The sequence below is a fragment of the Microcoleus sp. AT3-A2 genome (genome assembly GCF_036705685.1).
GTDB lineage: Bacteria > Cyanobacteriota > Cyanobacteriia > Cyanobacteriales > Microcoleaceae > Microcoleus.
Genome location: NZ_JAUBVF010000009.1, coordinates 23918 through 45631 on the forward strand (window position 1 = coordinate 23918; position 21714 = coordinate 45631).

The window sequence follows — 21714 nt, forward strand, 5'->3', positions numbered from 1 at the left end:
GCCAGAATCAAGCGCGATCGAGTCAGTAACAGAGTTTTGTACCTGGACCCAGGAGCGAGAAAGTCTGTTTTTGTGCAGAATCGGCAGGTTTTCGGTCGATCGAGCTGGAATTTGTTGACATTCGCAGCAGAATAGCTATTGTCAAGTAAATTGGATAGCATAAAATCGGAACTAGCGATCGCGCAACACAGACGGAGCTGCGTAGCTACGGCGGGATACCGAGATTACAGCACTCTTGCGGCAGTTGGAAACCAACCCTCCAACACGGGCCGCGCTGAATCAGGCTGGCCAACTACAAAAGAAAAAAATAGCAATTATCGGCGACCCAATCACATGGTTAACTTTTTCAAAGGTCTACTTTCCCAACGCCAGCCAGGAATCGGGATCGAAATAGCCCCAGACCGCATCAACATCATTCAGCTCGAAAAGAAAGCTCAGGCATTAAAATTAGGCATCCTAGCCTCAATAGAAGTTCCAGAAGACTATGTACAAGAAGGACAAATAGTCGATCCGCCGGGAATGGCAGAACTCATACGCGCCGTCCTCGCCGACAACAAAATCAAAGCCAAGCGAGTAGCCACAGCCATTCCCGGCCGCGAAGCCGTCATCCGCCTCATCCCAGTTCCCGCAGAGCTCAACGAAGAAGAACTGCGGGATTACATGAACGCAGAAGCAGGACTGTACTTGCCGTTTCCCAGAGAAGACGCCGACGTAGACTATCAAAAAATAGGCCTTTTTGTAGATGACGATGGAGTAGAAAAAGTGCAAGTCGTCTTAGTAGCAACCCGCAGAGAAGTTACCGACACATACATCGAAACATTCAAAGAAGCCGGACTGATTATAGACGTACTAGAAGTAACCAGTTTTGCCCTCATCCGCACCCTCAAAGACCAACTGCAACAATTTTCGTCCCAAGAAGCTGCTGTTCTCACCGCCATAGAATTTGACAGCACCGAGTTAGCTATAGTAGTGGACGGCATACCTCAGTTCAACCGTACCATCCCGATCGGCACCTACCAAATCCAGACCGCCCTCAACCAAGCCATGAACCTGCCACCAACCAGAGACACCAGCGAACTGCAAGGCATGACCCTGCCAGTCACAGATACAATGGGGGCATCGGGAGACGCCAATCCCGGCACAAATGCGATGATAAAAGTATTGGGAGAACTAGCAGACGAACTGCGCCGCTCAGTAGACTTTTACCTCAACCAGAGCGAAGAACTCGAAGTAGCGCAACTGCTGCTAGCGGGTCCGGGAGCTGCGATCGGCAAACTAGACGAATTTTTTATGCAAAGATTAAGCTTGCCCGCATCTCAAGTCGATCCCATCGAAACTCTAGGGCTAGAAATCAGCCAAGAAATTACCCCAGAACAGCGAGCAGGTTTAGGAGTCGCCCTAGGTTTAGGACTAAGGGAGGTTATGTGACCTAACAGTTGTAGATGAGAGAAAAACCGATTTGAAAATTTTAGGTAAAAGCCCCTTCCAAAAGAAGAAGGCAGAAAGCAGAAGGTAGAATAGTGGAGGTAGAAGGTAGAAGGTAAAAGGTAGAATATATCTGAGGTAGAAGCAGCCCCTTCCTTCAGTAGAAGCCAGAAAGTTGTTTCTTTCTTCCCTAAATAAATCCTTCACTTGTACCAGCAATCTTGGGTTCTGTCTAAAATCTAAAATTTCCCATTTAAATCTATAGCAACAGCCAAGACTGTTAGTACCTTCTTAATTGCTGAAACATAAGCGGTAGATCACTTTTTCCTTCTACCTTCTACCTCGTGCCTTCTACCTTCTACCTTCTACCTTGTGCCTTCTGCCTTCTTCCTTCTGCTATAAAATCGAGTGAAGCCATGTACAGCCTAGATATTAATTTTCTCAACGACCGTCCCGACTACAAACCCGTTGCAGCCAAAAGCCCAGCTAAAAAAAGTTCAGGTGGAGCCAAAGACCAACTGCCCTTATATGGGGCGACGCTGTTTGCCATTGGCATCGTCGCCGCAGTCATGGGCGGCTGGTGGTGGGCGACTAACGAAAATACCAAGTTGGCCAAAGAACAAGCAACCATCGACGCAGAACTGGCCCTGTTAAACACTCAAGCCAGCACCATCAAAGCCATCAACGCCGAAACCGACCAAGTTACCGCCGAATACAAAGCATTAGCCGGAGTATTCGACCAAATTAAACCTTGGTCGGCGATGCTGCAAGACCTCAGTGCCCGTACTCCGGCGGGAGTGCAAATTAACAAAATCGAGCAAATCGACCCAAGTCCCTCCCCCGTTGCAGCAGCACCCCCACCCCCCGCAGCAACTCCCGCCGCCTCCCCAGGGGCGAGTCCGTCTCCAGCCAGCCCCCCCCCGGCTGCTGCTCCCCCGCCCGTCGTCCCGCAGCAGGCATCAAAAGTACAAATTTCAGGGATAGCCAGTACCTTTGCCCAAGTTAACGACTTTATGCTGCTAGTCCAGCGCTCTCCTTTCTTCCTTAACACCGATACCAAACTGATAGCGGCCACATTAAAAAACAACCCCGCACAATTACAAGTGCGTAACCAAAACGCAGCACCAGCAGAACTTCCCAAACTGCGACCGGTGGTGGAATATAAAATTGAAACGACGCTCAGCCCGACGGGGGCCTCCGAGTTGCTCCCCGAGCTGCGAAGCAAGCAAGCAGACGGGCTCGCAATACGGATAGAAACACTTCAAGAAAAAGGAGTGCTAGAAACACAAAAACCAGAGGTGAAAAAACAATGACAGCAAATCAGTTTATTCCCAGCGGCGCACAAGCAGAAGAGACAGGGGCTCAGGAAATATTCGGCATTAAGCTGACACCCCAAGTCCAAGCAATCGGCATCGCGGTTCTCGGTCTCCTCATTGCCGGCGGCCTCGGCTACCAGTTCGTACTCCCCGAATTCCAAAAAGCCGACGCATCCAAGCAAAAAATTAGCGAAAGCAAGCAAACGCAACAGCAATTGCGATCTCAAATTCAGAAAAAGGCAGAAGCAGAAGCAAAGCAAGAAGAAGCAAAACAGCGCCGCGCCCAAGTGACGGCAATGTTTGCCAGCGACGCCAGCGCCAACACGCTTTTGCTTGACATGACCCAACTCGTTAATAGAATCAACGCCGGCGTGCAAGGAGATGACCTCAAGGCTAAAATTACCAAATTTGAGCCGGATATGCCCCCAGCCGCAGCAACCGCCGCGCCGGGAGCTCCAGACCCTGATATTCTGGCGGATACCTCCTTCGGGCCGTCCCTGGCTGGCAAGCTCAGACGCAAAAAATTTAAGGTAGAGTTTGAAGGCACTTTCGCTCAAACCCGCAATTTTATGCGTAACTTGGAGTTGATGCAGTCGCTGTTGGTAGTTAGGAATTTGAAATCTGAATTGGTAGCATCAAATCAGCCAATTGAAGTTGATTTTTTGAAAGGGAAAATAGTTCCTGTAGAGCAGCCGCCAACTAAAATTAAAACTGCTTTTGACTTGCACGCCCTGCTGCCGTTAAAGCAAGAAGAAAAACCGCTAACTCCGGCTCCGAGTCCTGGTGCTAAGTAGCGGTAGTTTGGCGGATAGATATTAGCTATTGTTTCCAACTCGCTATTTCACAAGAAAGGAGAAGGCAGAAGGTTGAAATTGGAAGATTGAAGGTAGAAGTAAAAAAATTATGAATGCCACAAAAATATTTTTTATAGGGCAATCAAAAATTTGTTCTAAAACCAAATTTCTTCTAATACCAGTTTCAAAAAGTAATGGAACTGTATAGCAATCCTTACAGGAGTCGTATTTTTTTTACCCCACCCCAACCCTCCCCTTACAAAGGGGAGGGAGTAAGAAATGCACAAATGATGCGAGGATTGCTGTAGGATAGCTTCTAACCCTGATGTCATCAGTTATTCCCAATCGAAAATAGAAAATCGAAAAGGGCATAAATTCTTCCTTCTTCAAAAAGGCTCGAACCCTTGAATATTTTAGTCAGTTTAGCAGCTAGCGACAAAAGACTGCGAACAAAAAATAACACAGTGTAGTTGAGGAGAGAACGTGAAACAGCATCTACGGTTAAGTGGAGGACTCTTATGCAGCGTTGCAGGAGTTCTGATCGCCCAAGCCCCCGTCTGGGCAGCGCCGACTCAAGTCACAGGAGTGCAAGTAAGTCAAGGCAATAATGGCGTAAATATTGTGCTGGCAACAGAAAAGGGCGATCGCCCGCAAGTTTTCGCCATCAATAACGGCAATACTTACCAAGCCACAATTATCAACACCCAGCTTCGCTTGCCACAAGGCAACAGCTTCCGTCAAGATAACCCCGCTCCGGGAATTTCTTCAGTAGAAATCAGCCAGGTAGAGGCTAACAGCATCCGCGTTGTGGTAGCCGGCACCAACGGAGTTCCCAACGGACAAATTGTTCCGGGACAAGGCCAAAGCATCGTCCTCAGCGTTGCCGGACAGGGTGGTACAGTACAGTCTGCCCAAACTGCACCTCCGCCGCCTCCGGGACTGCCGCTGAGCCAAACCGCTCCCCGGCCTGCTCCCCAAGTCCGCACGTCGCAAACCCCAGGCGTGATGCTGCCAAATCCCGAAGTTACTGTTACCAGGAACGATCGCCCGCCCCTCCCCAGCGAAATTCAATCCCAAAGCAATCAGGCTGCACCTTTCCAACAGCGGGCCGTTGCTCCGCCCTTGGGAGATATCGCAGTGTCTAACATCGCCCCCGGCGCGGGAAATATTGAACTGAGTTCGGGAGAACGCATCCCCCGCTTGGTGCTGCGGGATGCCCCAGTCCGTGACGTTTTAGCTCTGCTGGCCCGCGCTGCTGGATTGAACATTGCTTTTACAGGTGGCGGGGCCCCTGCTCAGCCGGGCCAGCCCGCAGTGCCTGGTCAGCCAGGAGTTTCCGGCTCGGATGAAGGGCCGAAGATTTCTTTGGACATCGAAAATGAGTCGGTGCAAGATGTCTTTAATTACGTGCTACGGCTCAGCGGACTGCAAGCTAACCGCCAGGGGCGGACGATTTTTGTAGGGACTAGCTTGCCGATCGACTCGCGCAATATTATCATTCGGACTTTGCGGCTCAATCAAGTTCGCTCTACGGATGCAGCTAACTTTTTGAGCGCTCAAGGCGCGGAAACTCAACTGCCGATTACTCGGGTGACGATTCAAAGCGTGGGCCAGGGAAATGCGGCGCGGGATGTGGAAATTAGGGAACCGGACATTAAGGCGATCGGCGCTAGGGAAGGCACCGGGCCGCTCTTGCTGAGGGGACTGTCGGTGCTGGCGGATTCTCGGCTCAATTCCATCACTTTGGTGGGAGACCCGCGCAAAGTTGACATGGCTGTGGCTTTCTTGACGCAGCTAGATTTGCGCCGCCGTCAAGTGGCTGTCAACGTCAAGGTGATCGATATCAACTTGTTGGGAAATAACGAAACTAATAGCAGTTTCTCTTTCGGAATTAATAACAATTTCTTTGTCAATGACGATGGGGTGGCAAGTCTCAATTTTGGCGGCATCAATCCGCCCAGTGAGGGCGATGCCCGAAACGGGATCCTCGCTCGACCGATCACAGGCAATCCCCTAGGAACCCCGGACGTTTTCTACGATGCGAACGGCCGGCGTATCGTGCCGCTTACAGGTCAAGGTCGCGATACCGCCGCCAAAGGTGTGTTCCTCCAGCCGACAGCCCCAATTACTAATGACCCTACGCGAGTTGGAATTACGAATTACGAGCCTGGATCGGCAACCACTTCGGGAAGTGCAGATTTCGGCTTGTTCCCGCTGTTCCAGTATCCGAGGAGGTTCCTGTCGGCGTTGCGGGCAACTATTGAGAGCCGGAATGCCAAAATCCTGACCGATCCGACTCTGGTGGTTCAAGAAGGAGAAACGGCGAATGTGAATATTACTGATGAGGTGATTACTAACATCACACAACAAACGCAGACTACCGGAAATACAAGTACGACAACAACGACGGCCGTCAAAGACAAGGTGGGTTTGCAGTTGGGGGTGGCGATTGACCGGGTTGACGATAATGGCTTTGTGTCTCTGCGGGTAAACCCGATTATCAGGACACCCAACCCCGCTATCGACCTTTCGGTGGGTTCGAACATCAATAGTATCACGCCGCTGGGCGAGCGATCGTTGCAATCCGGGCTAATTCGCCTGCGGGACGGTCAGACTTTGATTGTTTCGGGGATTATCCGCGATGAAGAACGGGTTCAAGCGAACAAAATTCCGATTTTGGGAGATTTGCCGATTATCGGTTCGCTGTTCAGGAGCACCAGTAAGACCAACCAGCGAGCGGAGTTGATTGTATTGCTGACTCCGCAGATTTTGGATGATAGCGATCGATCGAACTTTGGCTACCAAAACAACATCAGTCCCGACGCGCGCCAACTGTTGCAGCGCAGTCAGCCCGTCCAGCCGAGACAGTAGGAACAAAGGAAAAATGCCTTGCTGTCAACTTTCCACGCTCTTTCCCCTGAGTTCGACAGTCCGACAGGGGTTGAAACCCCTGCCTCAAAGCTAAAGTCCTCGCTTCCAAGGACTAAAGAACTCATTAGTCCTATGCAAGAAGACTATCAATCACTCTTTCAGTCGTCTTCAGACGACTTCAGCTATGAGACAGGGACTTCAGTCCCTGGCGGGTTTCAGTCCCTGGCGGGTTTCAGGAGAATGAAACAGCCCTGCCCACGGGGGAAAGAAAGATGGGAAAGGAAGAAGGAAGAATGAAAAGACTTTTCCTTTAGCCCTTGACAAATTACATTTTATTCCTTCTATTTCTCCTTTTTTTCTGCTCTGAAATCCACCGAGGCGAGAAATCTTCTCTCCAAGGTGGTATTTTTTTACCTAAATTTTGGGATTAATTAAAAAAATTGTCCAAATCCATATAAATTAAAGGTTCCACCGATCCATAACGGTCGGCAAGACTTTAGAATAATGCAGTGAAAATTAGATGCTGTGGGGTTTTCAGCAGTTAGAAACAAAAATTCCTTTTCTGACCAATTATCCTAGGGTAATTGGTATTCAGCAGGAGTTGTGATTCGGGGAAGCGGACGGGAGCAATCGGGAACCACCCAAACCTCCCAAGCCACACCTCAATCCAGTTGATAACTCACGGCTAATAGTTGAACTAACTCTGTTTAACGTAATTTTGCAAATCCAGAAGGAGTTCGCAATGAACAAAGGTGAATTGGTTGATGCAGTCGCGGAAAAGGCTAGCGTGACGAAAAAACAGGCAGATGCTGTTTTGAGTGCCGCCCTCGAAGCAATCATGGAAGCTGTCTCCGATGGCGACAAGGTGACGCTGGTCGGTTTTGGCTCGTTTGAGTCGCGGGAACGCAAGGCCCGCGAGGGTCGCAATCCCAAAACTGGCGACAAGATGGAAATCCCGGCAACCAGAGTTCCTGCATTTTCCGCAGGGAAGTTGTTTAAGGACAGAGTTGCACCGCCGAAAAACGCAGAATAACTGGCGAACTGAGTCTTGATTAGACCTGTACACGGTGGGAATTTAGCTTGGGCAGCCGCACTGGCAGGCTGCCCTCCCTCTGCTATTCTCGATTTTTCTGCGAGTATCAGTCCTTTGGGCCCTCCTGAGTCTGCCCTGGCTGCGATTCAAGCACACTTGAGCAGTCTGACGGCTTACCCTGATCCGGATTATGGGGAGCTCAGGACTGCTTTGGGGGAGGCTTTGAATGTTGACCGGGATTGGATTTTGCCGGGGAATGGTTCGGCGGAATTGTTGACTTGGGCGGCTTGGGATTTGTCGAAGCTGGAGGCGACTTATTTGGTGACTCCGGCTTTTGGCGATTACTGGCGGGCTCTTTCGGCTTTCGGCGCGCAGGTGCTGAAATGTCCTTTGGAACTCGAATCGTTGGACGCAGAGGCTGGAAGCCGGTTAGGAACGGATGATTTTTCGGTTTCTAACCGTTCCCTTGTCTCCCCTTCTCTCCGTCTCCCGGTTCCTCTTGCTCTCGATGCCGATCATCGACGAGGTTTGCTCCTGAACAACCCGCACAATCCTACGGGTTTGCTGTTTGGTAGGGAGGCGATTTTGCCTTATGTGAAGCAGTTCGGTATGGTGGTGGTGGATGAGGCCTTTATGGACTTTCTACCGCCTTCTGAGCAGGAAACTTTGATCGATGCTGTTGAGGAGTTTTCTAATTTGGTGATTTTACGATCGCTCACTAAATTCTATTCTCTGCCGGGACTGCGGTTGGGCTGCGCGATCGCCCATCCCGATATTCTGCGCCGCTGGCAGTTACTGCGCGATCCTTGGCCTGTGAATGCTTTGGCTGCTGCTGCTGCTGCTGCTGTGGTGCGAGATACTGTTTTTGAGCAGCAAACTTGGGATTGGCTGCCTGTTGCTCGCCGAGAGCTATTTGAGGGTTTGGCTAATTTGCCAGGTTTGCAGCCTTTTGCCGGGGCGGCTAATTTCTTGTTGGTTAAGGCGTCGATGTCGGTTTCTTCGATTCAAAAAAGTCTGTTGGAACGAAACCGAATTTTGATTCGGGATTGTTTGAGTTTTCCTGAGTTGGGCGATCGGTTTTTTCGGGTGGCTGTGCGCTCTAGGGCGGACAATCTGCGGCTGATTGCTGGACTTAAAGAAGTCATTAGTCATTAGTCATTAGTCATTAGTCCGTTTACAGTTGTCTGTTGTCAGTTGACAAACCGATTTTATTGGTCGTTCGAGCGCACTTCCCAAGAAACCCAGTTTCTCTGATAAATCTTGGATTTGGCAGCGAAGTATCTAGGAAGAAACCGGGTTTCTGACCCCGCGCGCCGATCGTCATAAACTAATGACTACTGACTAATGACTACTGACTACTGACTAATGACTAATGACTAATGACTACTGACTAATGACTAATGACTACTGCCTTCTTTATTTATGCTTGACTATGATTTAGTGATTATTGGTGGAACTCCGGCCGGACGTTATGCTGCTTTGACTGCAACTAATTTCCCGGCCCGCGTTGCTTTGGTGGAACCGCTAAGTAATTCGCAAGATTTGCCTACTGGGGGGAAAGAGTTGATCGACCTTGGTTTGAGATACAGCCAAACTTTGAGGGAGGCTGCTCGTTTTGCCCAGCAGATCAGCCGCCAGCAGTTGGGACTTCGCTGGGAAGTCGCTAATTCCTCTATGCCGCTCAAATTGCGGTTTGACGGGGTTCTAAAGTGGGCAGATGATGTTGTTTCTAATTTGTCAGAAATTGATTCTCTCGGCCTTTTGGCTGCTCGCGGGGTTGATGTTATTTTTGGCAACGGCGAGTTTGTTGCGAAACCGGATTTGGCTTTTGTTGCAGGTGGGCGTTCATTGCGATCGCTCTGTTATTTGCTAGCTTGTCCAACTTTGCCGGCGATTCCCAATATTGAAGGACTTTCGTCTGCTGGCTTTTTTACTTCGGAAACTGTCGGGCAATTAGCAAAACTTCCCCAGTTGCCTAAAAGTTTGGCTGTAATCGGTGCCGATCCCAGCGGTGTGGAAGTGGCTCAGACTTTTGCTCGGCTAGGGGTTGCTGTCACTTTGGTGGTGAAAAGTTCGCACATTTTGGCTAAAGAAGACCGGGAGGCTGCTGGTTTGGTGCAAGCTGGAATGGAAGCTGAAGGAGTGCGGATTCTGACTGCAACTGAGGTGACTCAAGCTAGGGTGATTGAGGGTAAAAAGTGGATTCAAGCAGGGCCAAGGGCGATCGAAGCTGAGGAGATTTTTCTGGCTGCGGGTAGAGGACACAATTTTTCATCGTTAAATCTCGAAGCGGCTAAGGTTAAATGCAGCGATCGGGGGGTGATTTTAAATGAAAAGCTGCAAACAACAAATCACCGCATTTACGCGATCGGCGATGTTGCTGGGGGTTATCCGTTCCCTCACATCGCTAATTACGAAGCAGCAGTTGCTGTAAAAAATGCTTTGTTTTTGCCAATGTTTCAAATAGATTATCGCGGGATTCCTTGGGCGATTTTTTCTGATCCCCAGTTAGCGAGGGTTGGCTTGACAGAAGCTCAAGCAAGGCGTCGTTTTGGAGACGATCTCATTGTTTGTCGGGAATATTTCAAGAATGTTGAAAGAGCTCAAATGTCCGGGGATACAACTGGTTTTTGTAAGATTGTCGGGCGTCGCAACGGGGAGCTTTTGGGAGCGAGTATTGTGGGGCCACAAGCTGCTGAGTTGATTCACGCCATCGCTTTGGCTGTGCGTCACGGGATGAAGGTTGAGGCGATCGCCGAACTTCCTTATATTTGGTCGAGTTTTTCGGCAATTAATGGTCAAACTGCTGCTGTTTGGGAGTCGCAGCGCTTGGGCAGAAACACTTTTAAGCATAATTTGTGGGAGAATTTGTTTCACTGGCGCAGGTATTGGAAGTGAAACAATCAAAGGGGTAATTGGTAATTTGTAATTGGTAAGTATGTGAGTGGCACAATATAATTGACTTGGGCTAATTCCATAGTCTGCTTCTGAATTTTGGCATTTAATGCCTGATTCACTTATTAGAGTGGGGCACCTTGTTGTTGCATCTGGACAAATAATTCGGCTTGGAACCTATGACTCCCTACCGATCCACCATCGGGCGCACAAACTCGATTTCCTCTGCTTCCTGCTGTAAATTCAGAGTCGCCCGAATTGTAATGATGAGATTAAATTCTGAGCTAAACTCGACATTAGATTTAATAGGCGATCGCATACAATCATCGGTTTTACAAATACTCTTAAGTACCTGGTTAGCCTCTTAAATTATTCTATCAACGGCTGGCGTTCAATCAGCCTTAGTCTTCTTCATCTTCTACTTAGAATTAACTCAACTATAAACAGCTCTTACATAAACAATTCAAGTATTGTTTTAAACTATTGCTTTGATAACTCTCTCTCCCAAATATATTAAGAAAAATGTAATTCACTGAATCCTAAAGCAGAGCGAGCGAAAATAGTAGATAGTAACTCTCAGAAGCTTCAGACTTGACAGAAGCAGTAGGAATACGTAGATATGACTAACATCACAAATTTTTTTCTAGGAGATCACATAAACGAGCAAATATACGCAGGCAATCGAACTCTAGTTTATCGTGGTATTCGCTCTTGCGATCAGCAACTGCGAAAGTTGCCAGTCCAGACACAGGAAGTTTTAAAGTTAGCTGCTTGTATTGGCAATCAGTTCGATTTGGCGACATTAGCAATTGTTGATGAAAATTCGCCATAAGAAACCGCATCGGCTTTATGGAAGGCACTACAAGACGGGCTAATTTTACCCATTAGCGAAGTTTATAAGTTTTATCAAGCAGAGGGAAATAGCGAATCAGTAATCTCTAAGGTCAAGAAACCTGACCAATTACTAATTACCCAGGATCAATTACCCAAATATAATTTTTTACACGATCGCGTCCAACAAGCTGCTTATTCCCTCATTCCTGAAGACCAAAAGCGTTCTACTCACTTAAAAATTGGTCAACTGTTATTAAAGAATACGCCAGAAGCCGATCGAGAAGAAAGAATTTTTGATATTGTCAACCACTTGAATGTGGGAGTTGAGCTAATTACCCAGGAAGCAGAACAAGAGCAATTAGCACAATTGAATCTGGTTGCTGGAAAGAAAGCGAAAGCTGCTACCGCTTATGCTGCTGCGGTTGAATATTTCAATTTTGGTAGAGAATTGCTGACAGCAAATAGTTGGCAAAATCAATACGAACTAACATTAGGGCTGCATACCGAAGCAGCAGAAGCTGCATATCTGTGCGGTGACTTTGACGGGATGGAAGAATTGGCATCAGTCGTGGAAAGCTGTGCCAAAATGCTACTGGACAAAGTGAAAGTATATGAAGTCCAGATGCAAGCTTGTATGGCGCAAAATAAGTTACAGGAAGCGCTGAATACGGGACTACAAGTTTTAAAACTGTTGGGTGTAGAGTTTCCCTCAGAGCCAAATCCGTCTGATATTGGGCAGGCATTAGGCGAAACTGCGGCAATTTTTAACGAGAAGCGAATTGAAAATTTGATTGATCTGCCTCAAATGAGGGAACCCTATAAACTAGCCGCCATAAGACTTTTATCAAGTATCTTTGCTACTGCATACCTTGCTGCTCCTGCACTGTTGCCTTTGACTGTATGCAAACAAGTACAATTATCCGTCCAATATGGGAATGCTTCCGTTTCTCCCTTTGCTTACGCCAATTATGGTTTTCTGCTTTGTGGAGTTGTGGGAGATATTGATTCAGGTTATCAGTTCGGTCAATTGGCTTTAAGTCTCGTGTCAAACGTACAAAAGAAATCTTGGTATTCGATCGTGCCAGCACTCAAACCACCTGGGCTGGCGATCCTTACATCATTGATAACCAACCCAAGAGCGTTTTATGCACTCCGATTCTCCATCAACGCAAAGTAATGGGGATTCTGTATTTAGAGAATAATCTCACAACGGGGGCGTTTACGCGCGATCGCGTCGCCATCCTCAACATCCTGTGCTCCCAAGCAGCAATTTCCTTACAGAACGCCCGACTCTATCAACAATCTCAGGATTATGCCCAAAAACTAGAGCAGTCTATTTACAATCTCAAACAGATGCAGTTGCAGTTGGTACAAGGTGAGAAGATGTCTGCTCTCGGAAATTTAGTCGCAGGTGTAGCCCACGAAATTAACAATCCCGTAGGCTTTATCGCCGGCAACTTGCAACCAGCTCAAGAATACCTACAAGATTTGTTCGAGCTAATCGATGTATATCAAGATAGTTTTCCCAAGCCAGGAGCTAAAGTTGAAGAAAAAATTGAGGATATAGACTTGGAGTATTTGCGAGAAGATTTGCCTAAATTGATTGGCTCGATGCAGGAGGGAGTCGATCGCATCCGCAATATCAGTACGAGTCTGAGAACGTTTTCGAGGGCAGATAGCGATCGACCAGTTTCTTTTAATATTCACGATGGACTCGAAAGCACTCTGCTGATTCTCCAGCACCGTTTAAAAGCCAGCGAGTTCCGCCCTGCCATTGAAGTTGTGAGAGATTATGGTAACTTGCCTTTAGTAAAATGCTTTCCCGGACAGTTAAACCAGGTATTTATGAATGTGCTGGCTAATGCCATTGACGCTCTGGAGGAGTCAAATAAGGAGCGCACTTTTAGTGAAATTAAAGCTCTACCTAATCAAATTACGGTTCACACTCTTCTGAGCGAATCCAAGAATCAGGTTTTGATTCGCATTAAGGATAATGGAGTGGGGATGTCAGCCGAAGTCAAGGAAAACATCTTTAACCACTTATTCACAACCAAGTCTGTGGGTCAAGGAACTGGATTAGGATTGTCTATAGCCCACCAAATTGTTGTGGAAAAACATGGAGGTACATTAGTGGTGAATTCTTCCTTGGGACAGGGTTCGGAGTTTGTGATTTCTATTCCGGTATGAGCAGTTCGTAGTATGGCTCTAGCGCAATTAGTGCTCCCTCGCAATTACAAGCCACGTTATTAGAAGAAACAGGAAACTGGGTACGGGGAACGAGTAACAGGCTAGGGGTTTTCGTGCTAGGAACTAGCGACTATGGACTAGGGAAATAAAGAATATAGACTAATTCCCCCATCCTCCGCCCGCACCTTATTCGTGATTGAGACAGGGGTTTGCAACTGCCCGCTTTACCAACTTTCTTCCTTTTTTTTGTACCCGGTTTGGAATTAAGAGTTCCCTTGAGATTTTAAGCCTCTACCTTACCGAAATGAAAGCAGCTATCATGCTACTGAGATTGTGGAGTTGAATTTAATAATATGATACGCAGCGCGCACCCTAGGTTAATAAGGTGCGCGCTTGACGCTTGACGCTGAGATGTACGGAGAGGGTGGGATTTGAACCCACGTTAGAGTTACCCCTAAAGTAGATTTCGAGTCTACCGCATTCAACCGCTCTGCCACCTCTCCAATTGATTTGAGATGTGAGCTAAAAGTATTTTACCGCACAGTGCGCCACATTGTAAATCATTATAAAAAAGAAGTTTGATTTTCTTCAGATTCCAAAGTGGTCTTAAATCCCCCTGCTGGAGTCCACTGGAGGGCTCCGTCGCGCCCTGTCCAGAATATCTGGGTTTTGCTTTGGCGCAGTTGGGCGGCGGTTTCTGGGTCGATTTCGTTAGCAGATGCGATCGCCACTTGCGGCCCAACCGCGCTTAATAACTCAGCCGTCAGGGCTTTTCCTGACCACCACAGCACTTGAGCCGGCTTCAAGGTTCCCGTTGCTGCCAATTTTTTTTGCGCTTCCGGTGTCATTTCACCGACGAGCAACCAAGTTCTATTGCCCACCAGCAATTCTACCACCGGAATCTCCGCATTCACCAACTGCAACCGCGTCGAACCCAGATCAACTGTACTGTTAGTTTCTAAAGGAAAGTAAACGCCTTGGCGAGATTGCACAGCCGTTATAAATTCCTGATTGTTGCCACGATGAATTTGTTTCGGAGCGTTGTTATCATAAAATGTTTTAATTGGCAAGCGTTCTAGTAATTTTCCCCAACCACTGCTCAAACCTAAATGACCGTGAGTGGCGATCGCAAAATTCACAGAATTAACTCCTTGCTTCTGCAAAAAAGGCAACACTGTAAACCTTACGGTATTTTCATCACCGCTATTAATTAGCGCCACCTTTCCCCTATCTTGAATTACTAAAACAGGCTCACCAGATGTCGCCAGCAAAGTAACTTGAAATAAAGATGATTGAACGTGCCAAGCTGGCAAAACTATGATACTTATTCCCGCCAGCAGCGCCAGCGGTAAAATCCAAGCAGATGAAAAACTAGGCAGCGAAACCACTCTACTTTTACCATTCTTCTTGCTTCTTTCTCCCTTCTTCCTTCTTGCCTCTTCCTTCTTCCTTCTTGCCTCTTCCTTCTTCCTTCTTCCTTCTTCCTTCTCCTTTCTTCCCCCGATCCAAACCCAGCCAATTAAACTGTAAAGCGCTATTAGCTGAAACACCGATACTTGACCGACAGCTACCGAATTACCGGGTAATTGCGAGAAATATTCCGCGATCGCAATTAACCCCTTTGCCGGATAGTCCAGCAGTTGCGCTAAAACACTGCCAGCGGGCGGAAAAATCAATCCAGCTAAAGCGCTAACCATCCCCCCAATACTCAAAATCCACAGCAAAGGAGCCGCAATAATATTAACTAAAATGCTGTAAGGTGATACCACACTAAAAACATAAAGTAACAGCGGCAGCACCCAAACTGAAGCGGCTATCGGAACCACAACAATCGAAGCGATCGCGGGCGGCATCCAGTCCAACTTTGCCATCAGTGGCAGCGTTGTCACGATTAACCCTAAAGTTGCCAAAAAACTCAGTTGGAAACCTAAATCCCAAATCCACAAAGGGTTAACCAGCAGTAAAATAGTAGCAGCAATTAACAGCAATCCCAGCGGCTTAACTTGGCGGCTCAGCACCAAAGCAAATAGTGTTCCAAATCCCATCAAAGCGGCGCGGCATACTGATGGTTCAAAGCCAGTTAGCCCCACGAGCAAAAATAAAGCACCGACGCCAAAGCTAAATTGCAATTGTTTGGAAAAACGCCTGGTTAAAGCTAGAACTAAAGCCAAAACCATCGAAACTTGAGTGCCGGAAGCTGCGATCGCGTGGGCTAATCCAGCCTGCACAAAAGAGTCGCGGATGTTGTAAGGTAAATCGACTGCTTGTTTGCCGAGGGCGATCGCACTGATCAAGGGCCCTTCAGGAACATTTAACTGTGATAGTTGCGATCGCACGATCCGCTGCCGCATCGCTTGAATTTTCGATGGCTGCATCCCGCTTGGTTCCAAGAAAGCAGCCGTTTGGCTGTTAACTCGATTTACATCCGCGATCGCCTTTTCTCTCTTCCAGTCGATTTGACGCCCTTTGAGCCCTACAAAAGCCCCTTCTCTGGCTAAATATGCTTGAAAATTAAAAGCCCCCGGATTCGACGGCGGCTGCGGTTTGTACAAGGAACCCACAACTGCGATCGTATTGTCGGCGTACAAACCCGTTGTTTGCAGCAGCGGCACTGTAACGTAGAGTTTACCGGATACTGGGCGGTTGACGACTGCTCCTCCCTCGCCGCCGTTGATTTCGCTAACTAAATCTGTTTCTAGCCAAAATTGCGCTCGGCCCGATCGAGTCAATCGAGGCGTACTGGCAACTCTACCGCGAACTGTCACTGCCACTTCTTGAGTGTTTCCGCCAGCCGGAATCAGTTTGCTGATGTCATCTATTGCCGGTTGGGGCGATCGAACTGCAAAATAAACGCTAGCTAGAAATGCCACCAAACCCGCAACTGCCCACACCCATTTCGCTCTCGGCAGCATCTCCAACAAACTCAATTCTTCCCTCGCATCTAAGGGTTCTTCAAGAGCATTTTCTTTTTGTCTGCTGCGTCTTTTCTTAGTAACTTTGACAGAAGTTTTAGTAAATTTTCGCAACAATTTCGGCAGGGCGATCGCCACCGCTATTCCCAAAGCAAATATCCCGTATCTACCCCAGGGAACCGCTGTAGAAATCAATCCCAAAATGTAGGCAATGCAGAAAATGACACCCGTTGCTTGATTCATTAATTAGTAATTCAGAGGGGGAATATTTCAGGGAAACCGATGCGGGACTTATGCACTCCTTACCAAAGAAACCGGGTTTTTTAACCCGAGTAAAGGGCTAAACGCCGTGAATTGGGGTAAAAAAATCGGTTTCTGGCTACCCGTGCGTAAGTTATGGCAAAATTTCTTTCCTTACGTTCTTTCTCTTCTCCTTCCCCTTCCTCTTCCTCTTCTAAATAGACAGCCCCAATTTTAAACCGAAAGCCGCGTGCAGCACCATAAGTGCAAGGGCTGTCGTGCCTAAATAAGCGTGAACTGCTCGCAGTGTCAGCTTATTGCCTCCAAAACCCGTTAGCGAAATCAAGCTGCCAATAGCCAGCAAAACCAGCACTGCCGAACCCGTCCAAAAATGCGGACTTTCCATGACAGGCTGGTGCTGCATCACCAGCGACAGCAAGCCGCCTGTATAGCCCAAAGCTAGAAACAGAAACATCCACGGTGCAAGCTTGCGGTGATCCGAGCGACTTTTGAGTGCGACATCTTTATCGGTTGCCAAACGTCCCTGCCATCCCGTATACCCGACAAAACTGCCCATCGCCACTACCACGATCCCCATCATTACAGGGTGTCCCCAATGGGTAATTGGTTTGGGAATTCCTAGACTGCGAAATTGACTGGCGATGGGTTCTAGTAGTTCGCTGAGATTTATAATTTGCTTGAGATTCCTAACTTTGCGATCACTAATTTTGGTTTAACCAACAACTTACTCTAAATAGCAATATTATCGATCGGGATTTTCAATCACTGTTTCCAGCCAGAAGTCTGTATAAAATAAAAGAGCCGGACACAGGAGAAGTGTATTCCCTAGGCTCAGCAGGGGAGCGGCCATTTCAGTTAATTTGAGCTCAGCAGTATCCAGTTTTTTGTCCCCACACCAGTAAGAGGATGCTATTGCAGACGGCGCTATGATTAAGCCTTACCGATTTTTGCAGCGAATTGTTCAACTGCTCGCCTACGCTTACTCCGCACTGATTGGCGGCTATCTGATTCTGAGACTGATCTTTTGGGACAGGTTGTGGCCGGTTGCGTTGATGGGGGATTTTGTTCCTTGGATTTTCTTGCCAATCTTCCTGCTGCCAATTCTAGGGTTTTTTCTCATAAAGAAACGCTGGTTCGCGATTGTTTCATCTGTGGCTAGCCTCTGTTTACTGGGTTGGCTACACGTCACCTACTTTTCTCCCCAGCCGGCGAACATCAGTGACTCCCAGCCAACCCTCAAGGTTTTTTCTCTCAACCTCGGCTGGCATCACAAATCCCCACAAGCTTTGGTCAACCTAATTGAGGAAGAAAAACCCGACCTCATTTGTTTGCAAGAAATTAAGGAGGATTACGCCAAAGAAGTATTCTCTAAGTTGGCTGCATTATACCCGCACCATCTGGGGCGCGGATACCATGTGATTCTCAGCAGATATCCCATTCGCTCTTTCCAAAAGTTAAAGCTAGCCGGTGGGAACGAACCACAGGAACGAGCTGTTATCGACATGAACCAGCAAGATGTAGTTCTTTATAACATTTCAACAACCCCACCGTGGTTTCGCCAGCATAAAATTTTGCCTTTTCTCAAAATCCCAGTTTACGACTACGGCGACCGACCGGCACAAATTCAAGATTTAGTGCGGCGACTCCAGAAAGAAACGCTGCCGACTATTGCTGCCGGGGACTTTAATCTGACTGACCAGTCTCAAGACTACTATTATTTGAGAGCGGTTATGCAAGATGCTTTCCGAACAGCAGGACTGGGTTTTGGCTTTACTTTTCCTCACGGGTGGGATCTGAGTTTACTGGTTAAACAGTTAAACTGGAAATTAAATTTTCCCCTGGTGAGGCTTGACTATGTTTGGTATTCTCACCACTGGGGGGCAAAATCAGCCAAGGTTTTATCGGCAATCGGTTCAGAGCATCTGCCAGTGTCGGCCCAACTGCGGATGCAACCGGAATTTGGACGTGTGTAGAAGGTTGGCAACACTTTGGTGGGGCGATCGCAAGGGAATTGGTGTCAATTTAAGCTCCGGGCGAAGATCATGATGCTGTTGGCTAATCCGTGAAGGGTGACACCCCACATTTGCTCCCGTCGCACCCCTTTTAGATTTCCGGTAATTGGCCGCAATTAATTTTTCTATCCTTGCTTTCTCTTTCTTCTTCCTTTTTGGCGTACTTGACATCTTTGCGGTTCATGATTAAAGCCCCCAAGGAAACAAAGTATTGATTCGCCAACAGTCTCATGGAATTCGCGGGTATCCAAACAAGGAATTTTAGACAAATGAAGATTTTTCCAATCAAGCCCAGACGACTAATGGCTGGAATTAAGCCTTACTGGCTTTGCAGTTGACTCCTGAATCGCCCGTAGGCCATAGCCCCCAGTCTGCGCTTCGCCCAATCTTCACAGTCTCATCCTCACTCTGGATGTTAAATTATACCTGCCTGCTTAAAGTTAATTTCAATTCCTTGACTTGTGAATGCCAAAGGGAGAAATTAACATCGCAGCCAACGAGCAGTCACACTTCTACATTTTGCTAATCGCTCTCAAGGGAGAATCAAATTCTGGAAAAAAAACTAGAGGTTCCAAGTTTGAGACTTCTGGCATAAAGTATGCCGTCTGCCCAGGCTCACTTCGATCGACTGAGCGCTAAACCGTCTGAAGGCAGCCTGATAGCACCCTTGTCTGTTGAGCAGCCATCGCTGTGTACCTAAATGAACCCTCTCGACTAACTCGCTGGGGATTCGGTTTTAGCAGACAAGCACTCACTTTCTTGCGTCGCCTTCCTCGGAACCGTGCAATCGCTACACTCACTGCGCCGTCGCTAAAGTAGCTTCCGAAGGTTGGATTTGATACTTTACGAGATTTGCCAGTTCTTGTAACTGATTAATCGCTTCTGCACCTTCTAGTTTCATGAGTTCGCGGTCGTCCCGCATCTCAGTCCAAGTGATACCGTAATCTGACACTAAAAATCGAATCAGATGGTTGTCCGTCAAACTGACCATAAATGAGGCACTGTTCATCTGACCCCCGCAAGTGTAGCAGGATGCCAGATAACCCCGATGCTCTAGCACGATCGCTAAAGCTTGGAGGTTCATTACCAAATCTTGAACGAATTTACGGTGTTGTTCTGCAAGTCTCAGAAACACAGTTCTCCTCCTATCACCACACCGTGTATTTTACATCCCATTTAATAATTTCTTAATAACTGGGTATTTAGGTGCTGGTTCAGTATAAGTTTAGTATGCTCAAAAAAAATCGGATTAGCGACCTCTTCAGCCTACCTATACTACATTAACCGACTTGTGGTCGAAACGAAGTATCAGCAGCGACATTCAGCCAAAACAGCCTCTCGCGGGGGACTCCAGCCGGAAAATTTGCCTGCTGTAAAGGCTGATTCAGCCGTCGGAGAGCCCAAAGATACAAATAACTAATGATAGTAATGAAATTAGTTAAGTATAAGAGTTCAATCGCCCTGGGGATACTCGTCCCAAAGCGTCGTCGTCTGTCGCAAGCTCCGAAAATCGCCATTCCCCAAAATCAAGTGATCCAGCAGCGGAATCGACAAAAACTGTGCTCCCGCCAGCAACTGTCGCGTCAAAGCAATATCCTCCGGGCTTGGTTCCACAATCCCGGAGGGGTGATTGTGCGAGATAATCGCCCGTGTTGCCCCCTGGCGGATCACCTCGCGAAAAATATCCCGTGGGTGAGCCAAAGTTTCCGTTGCTGTGCCGATCGTAATTACCTGAGTACCCAGCAGCCGATTTTTCACATCCAGCAGCACCACAGCAAAACGTTCCTGAGACTGCCACATTAAATCCTGACTCAGGGCATCTGCCGCCGCTTGCGGAGAGTCAACCACAGCCATTTCCGGCGGCCGCGACTGAAACACCCGCTTCCCCAACTCCACCGCAGCCAAAATCGAAGTTGCCTTAGCAGGGCCAATCCCGTGAATCTGCGTCAACTCCTGAACGCTAATACTGCGTAGCACCGCCAGAGGATCGCGGTGGTGCAAACTCAACTGATTTAAAATATACTGTCCGAGCCCGACGGCGGAAAGTTTGCCGGGTCCTTGACCAGTACCCAGGAGAATCGCAATCAATTCTGCAGTCGCCAAACTTTTCGGTCCGCCCGCCATCAGCCGTTCCCGTGGCCGTTCACTCGTTGGCAAATCGACAATTCTCAAGCTGTAAGTCATAGCTGCACCCGCACCGCAAGCTCAACAATTACACAATTTTAGCCGATCAATTTGCGTTCTTCAATTCGTACTATCACCGAAAAAAGCCTTCATCATTAACCGAGGCTGTTGGCCGAGCAAATCTAATCTAGCGTTTCGCAAGCGATCGAGTCTTGATCGCGATCGAGCTTAAACGGATCGCCCGGATATGCCTCTAACACTCGCTGCGCTTCGGCTTGACTCGAAAAGTCAGAACAGTTGCAATCCGAGTTAACGCAACTCGGAAAATCGGCACTACTTTTAACCTTGGGTTTAGAAGACTCGTAAATAACTTTCTTGGTATCTTCCTTTGGCGGCTGTGCATCAAGAGCAATCTCTGCGGTTCGTTCAACAGATTTGACTGAAGATGGCAATTTGCGATCGGACTCTGGTTTGGCAAGTGCAGGTACCTTCGCAGAAATTGCAGGTTTCGGTGTTGGTGTCGGCGTTTTCACAGTCTCCGGCTTGGGTGTCGGCGCTGCCGAAAGCAGTGACGGCTTAGCGGTTTGAGATGATACTAGCGGATCGCTTGGGGCAGTAAGCGCCACTGAAACTTCCTGAGACGGAGGGGGTACGGTGACGCCAACAAGCACAAACGAAGCCGCCATCAACCCGCCGTACATCGCGATCGATCGCTTGCGGGTTGGTGCGGCCACCCATTTCGGATTAACAATACCCAGAAAGAAGGCAGGGATCGATAATAGAAAGCTTAAGACGAAAAAATTAAACATAGCCACTTTTACCAGTAAACAAGAGAAGTAATCCAGCACGCAAAAATCGGGTTTCTTTTACCAAAATCCGAGGTTAAGCACGAAGGATATCTGTTTAAACAACCCGATTTCTTTAATCCCTGTGCGTAAATCCTGAGAAGTTAACTTCCTTATTTATCCGCCGGCAAACTCACAAATCCCTATGATTTACGACGTAAACTAGAACGTTGGACATCAGACCCTGCTGCAATCCGGTTTCTGA

At 47.9% G+C, this 21714-nt stretch carries 15 protein-coding genes, 1 tRNA gene and 1 pseudogene; 10 read left to right on the forward strand and 7 right to left on the reverse strand.

From position 1 onward, the window contains the following. Positions 1-333 precede the first annotated feature (333 nt). The 7 genes from pilM to QUB37_RS07905 all read left to right on the forward strand — a co-directional run bounded on the left by pilM (position 334) and on the right by QUB37_RS07905 (position 10337). The gene (gene pilM / locus QUB37_RS07875; RefSeq protein WP_333160910.1) at positions 334-1428 is read left to right on the forward strand and encodes a type IV pilus assembly protein PilM; all 1095 of its coding nucleotides are present in this window, start codon (positions 334-336) and stop codon (positions 1426-1428) included. 413 nt (positions 1429-1841) lie between these two features. After that, on the forward strand, positions 1842-2738 hold the full coding sequence (locus tag QUB37_RS07880) for a PilN domain-containing protein (RefSeq protein WP_333160702.1): 897 nt from the start codon (positions 1842-1844) through the stop codon (positions 2736-2738). Continuing rightward, positions 2735-3535: a pilus assembly protein PilO gene (locus QUB37_RS07885; RefSeq protein WP_333160704.1), complete on the forward strand. Its 801-nt coding sequence runs from the start codon at positions 2735-2737 to the stop codon at positions 3533-3535. The genes QUB37_RS07880 and QUB37_RS07885 overlap by 4 nt, the downstream gene beginning before the upstream one ends. A gap of 483 nt (positions 3536-4018) precedes the next feature. Continuing rightward, a complete protein-coding gene (locus tag QUB37_RS07890; RefSeq protein WP_333160706.1) occupies positions 4019-6406 on the forward strand; it encodes an AMIN domain-containing protein in 2388 nt (795 codons plus the stop codon). Positions 6407-7130: 724 nt separating this feature from the next. Beyond that, the gene (locus QUB37_RS07895) at positions 7131-7439 is read left to right on the forward strand and encodes an HU family DNA-binding protein (RefSeq protein WP_278187376.1); all 309 of its coding nucleotides are present in this window, start codon (positions 7131-7133) and stop codon (positions 7437-7439) included. 15 nt (positions 7440-7454) lie between these two features. After that, positions 7455-8594, forward strand: a complete 1140-nt coding sequence (gene cobD / locus QUB37_RS07900; protein ID WP_333160708.1) for a threonine-phosphate decarboxylase CobD — start codon at positions 7455-7457, stop codon at positions 8592-8594. 267 nt (positions 8595-8861) lie between these two features. Then, positions 8862-10337 carry an NAD(P)/FAD-dependent oxidoreductase gene (locus QUB37_RS07905; protein WP_333160711.1) on the forward strand — a complete coding sequence of 492 codons (1476 nt, stop codon included), beginning with the start codon at positions 8862-8864 and terminating at the stop codon, positions 10335-10337. A 184-nt stretch (positions 10338-10521) separates the two neighbouring features. On the opposite strand, the gene QUB37_RS07910 is transcribed toward QUB37_RS07905, so the two are convergent. Beyond that, the gene (locus QUB37_RS07910; RefSeq protein ID WP_333160713.1) at positions 10522-10653 is read right to left on the reverse strand and encodes a hypothetical protein; all 132 of its coding nucleotides are present in this window, start codon (positions 10651-10653) and stop codon (positions 10522-10524) included. Between the two features lie 300 nt (positions 10654-10953). Between QUB37_RS07910 and QUB37_RS07915 the strand changes: the two genes are divergently transcribed. Both QUB37_RS07915 and QUB37_RS07925 read left to right on the forward strand, forming a co-directional pair. Beyond that, positions 10954-11166, forward strand: a complete 213-nt coding sequence (locus tag QUB37_RS07915; protein WP_333160715.1) for a hypothetical protein — start codon at positions 10954-10956, stop codon at positions 11164-11166. A gap of 1043 nt (positions 11167-12209) precedes the next feature. Then, a pseudogene (locus QUB37_RS07925) lies at positions 12210-13355 on the forward strand (GAF domain-containing sensor histidine kinase); the annotation flags it as partial. A 416-nt stretch (positions 13356-13771) separates the two neighbouring features. Here the strand turns inward: QUB37_RS07925 and QUB37_RS07930 are convergent. The 3 genes from QUB37_RS07930 to QUB37_RS07940 all read right to left on the reverse strand — a co-directional run bounded on the left by QUB37_RS07930 (position 13772) and on the right by QUB37_RS07940 (position 17201). Beyond that, positions 13772-13858, reverse strand: a tRNA-Ser gene (locus QUB37_RS07930). Between the two features lie 60 nt (positions 13859-13918). After that, the gene (locus QUB37_RS07935; RefSeq protein ID WP_333160721.1) at positions 13919-16510 is read right to left on the reverse strand and encodes a ComEC/Rec2 family competence protein; all 2592 of its coding nucleotides are present in this window, start codon (positions 16508-16510) and stop codon (positions 13919-13921) included. Between the two features lie 211 nt (positions 16511-16721). After that, the gene (locus tag QUB37_RS07940) at positions 16722-17201 is read right to left on the reverse strand and encodes a DUF4079 domain-containing protein (RefSeq protein WP_333160912.1); all 480 of its coding nucleotides are present in this window, start codon (positions 17199-17201) and stop codon (positions 16722-16724) included. A gap of 253 nt (positions 17202-17454) precedes the next feature. Here QUB37_RS07940 and QUB37_RS07945 point away from each other — a divergent pair, with 253 nt between their 5' ends. Next, positions 17455-18501, forward strand: a complete 1047-nt coding sequence (locus QUB37_RS07945; RefSeq protein WP_333160723.1) for an endonuclease/exonuclease/phosphatase family protein — start codon at positions 17455-17457, stop codon at positions 18499-18501. 835 nt (positions 18502-19336) lie between these two features. Here the strand turns inward: QUB37_RS07945 and QUB37_RS07950 are convergent. From QUB37_RS07950 to QUB37_RS07960, 3 genes are all read right to left on the reverse strand, one after another. Next, entirely contained in the window at positions 19337-19675 is a 339-nt protein-coding gene (locus QUB37_RS07950) for a DUF1815 family protein (RefSeq protein WP_015176985.1), read from the reverse strand. 317 nt (positions 19676-19992) lie between these two features. Beyond that, positions 19993-20724 (reverse strand): RadC family protein, encoded by a 732-nt coding sequence (radC, locus tag QUB37_RS07955; protein WP_333127827.1) that lies wholly within the window; start codon positions 20722-20724, stop codon positions 19993-19995. A gap of 122 nt (positions 20725-20846) precedes the next feature. Continuing rightward, positions 20847-21398 (reverse strand): excalibur calcium-binding domain-containing protein, encoded by a 552-nt coding sequence (locus QUB37_RS07960; RefSeq protein ID WP_333160726.1) that lies wholly within the window; start codon positions 21396-21398, stop codon positions 20847-20849. Positions 21399-21714: the final 316 nt, after the last annotated feature.

Coding starts and splice junctions, on each gene's coding strand:
- pilM (WP_333160910.1), top strand. CDS start 334: ATGGTTAACTTTTTCAAAGGTCTACTTTCCCAACGCCAGCCAGGAATC.
- QUB37_RS07880 (WP_333160702.1), top strand. CDS start 1,842: ATGTACAGCCTAGATATTAATTTTCTCAACGACCGTCCCGACTACAAA.
- QUB37_RS07885 (WP_333160704.1), top strand. CDS start 2,735: ATGACAGCAAATCAGTTTATTCCCAGCGGCGCACAAGCAGAAGAGACA.
- QUB37_RS07905 (WP_333160711.1), top strand. CDS start 8,862: ATGCTTGACTATGATTTAGTGATTATTGGTGGAACTCCGGCCGGACGT.
- QUB37_RS07910 (WP_333160713.1), bottom strand. CDS start 10,653: ATGCGATCGCCTATTAAATCTAATGTCGAGTTTAGCTCAGAATTTAAT.
- QUB37_RS07915 (WP_333160715.1), top strand. CDS start 10,954: ATGACTAACATCACAAATTTTTTTCTAGGAGATCACATAAACGAGCAA.
- QUB37_RS07935 (WP_333160721.1), bottom strand. CDS start 16,510: ATGAATCAAGCAACGGGTGTCATTTTCTGCATTGCCTACATTTTGGGA.
- QUB37_RS07945 (WP_333160723.1), top strand. CDS start 17,455: ATGATTAAGCCTTACCGATTTTTGCAGCGAATTGTTCAACTGCTCGCC.
- radC (WP_333127827.1), bottom strand. CDS start 20,724: ATGACTTACAGCTTGAGAATTGTCGATTTGCCAACGAGTGAACGGCCA.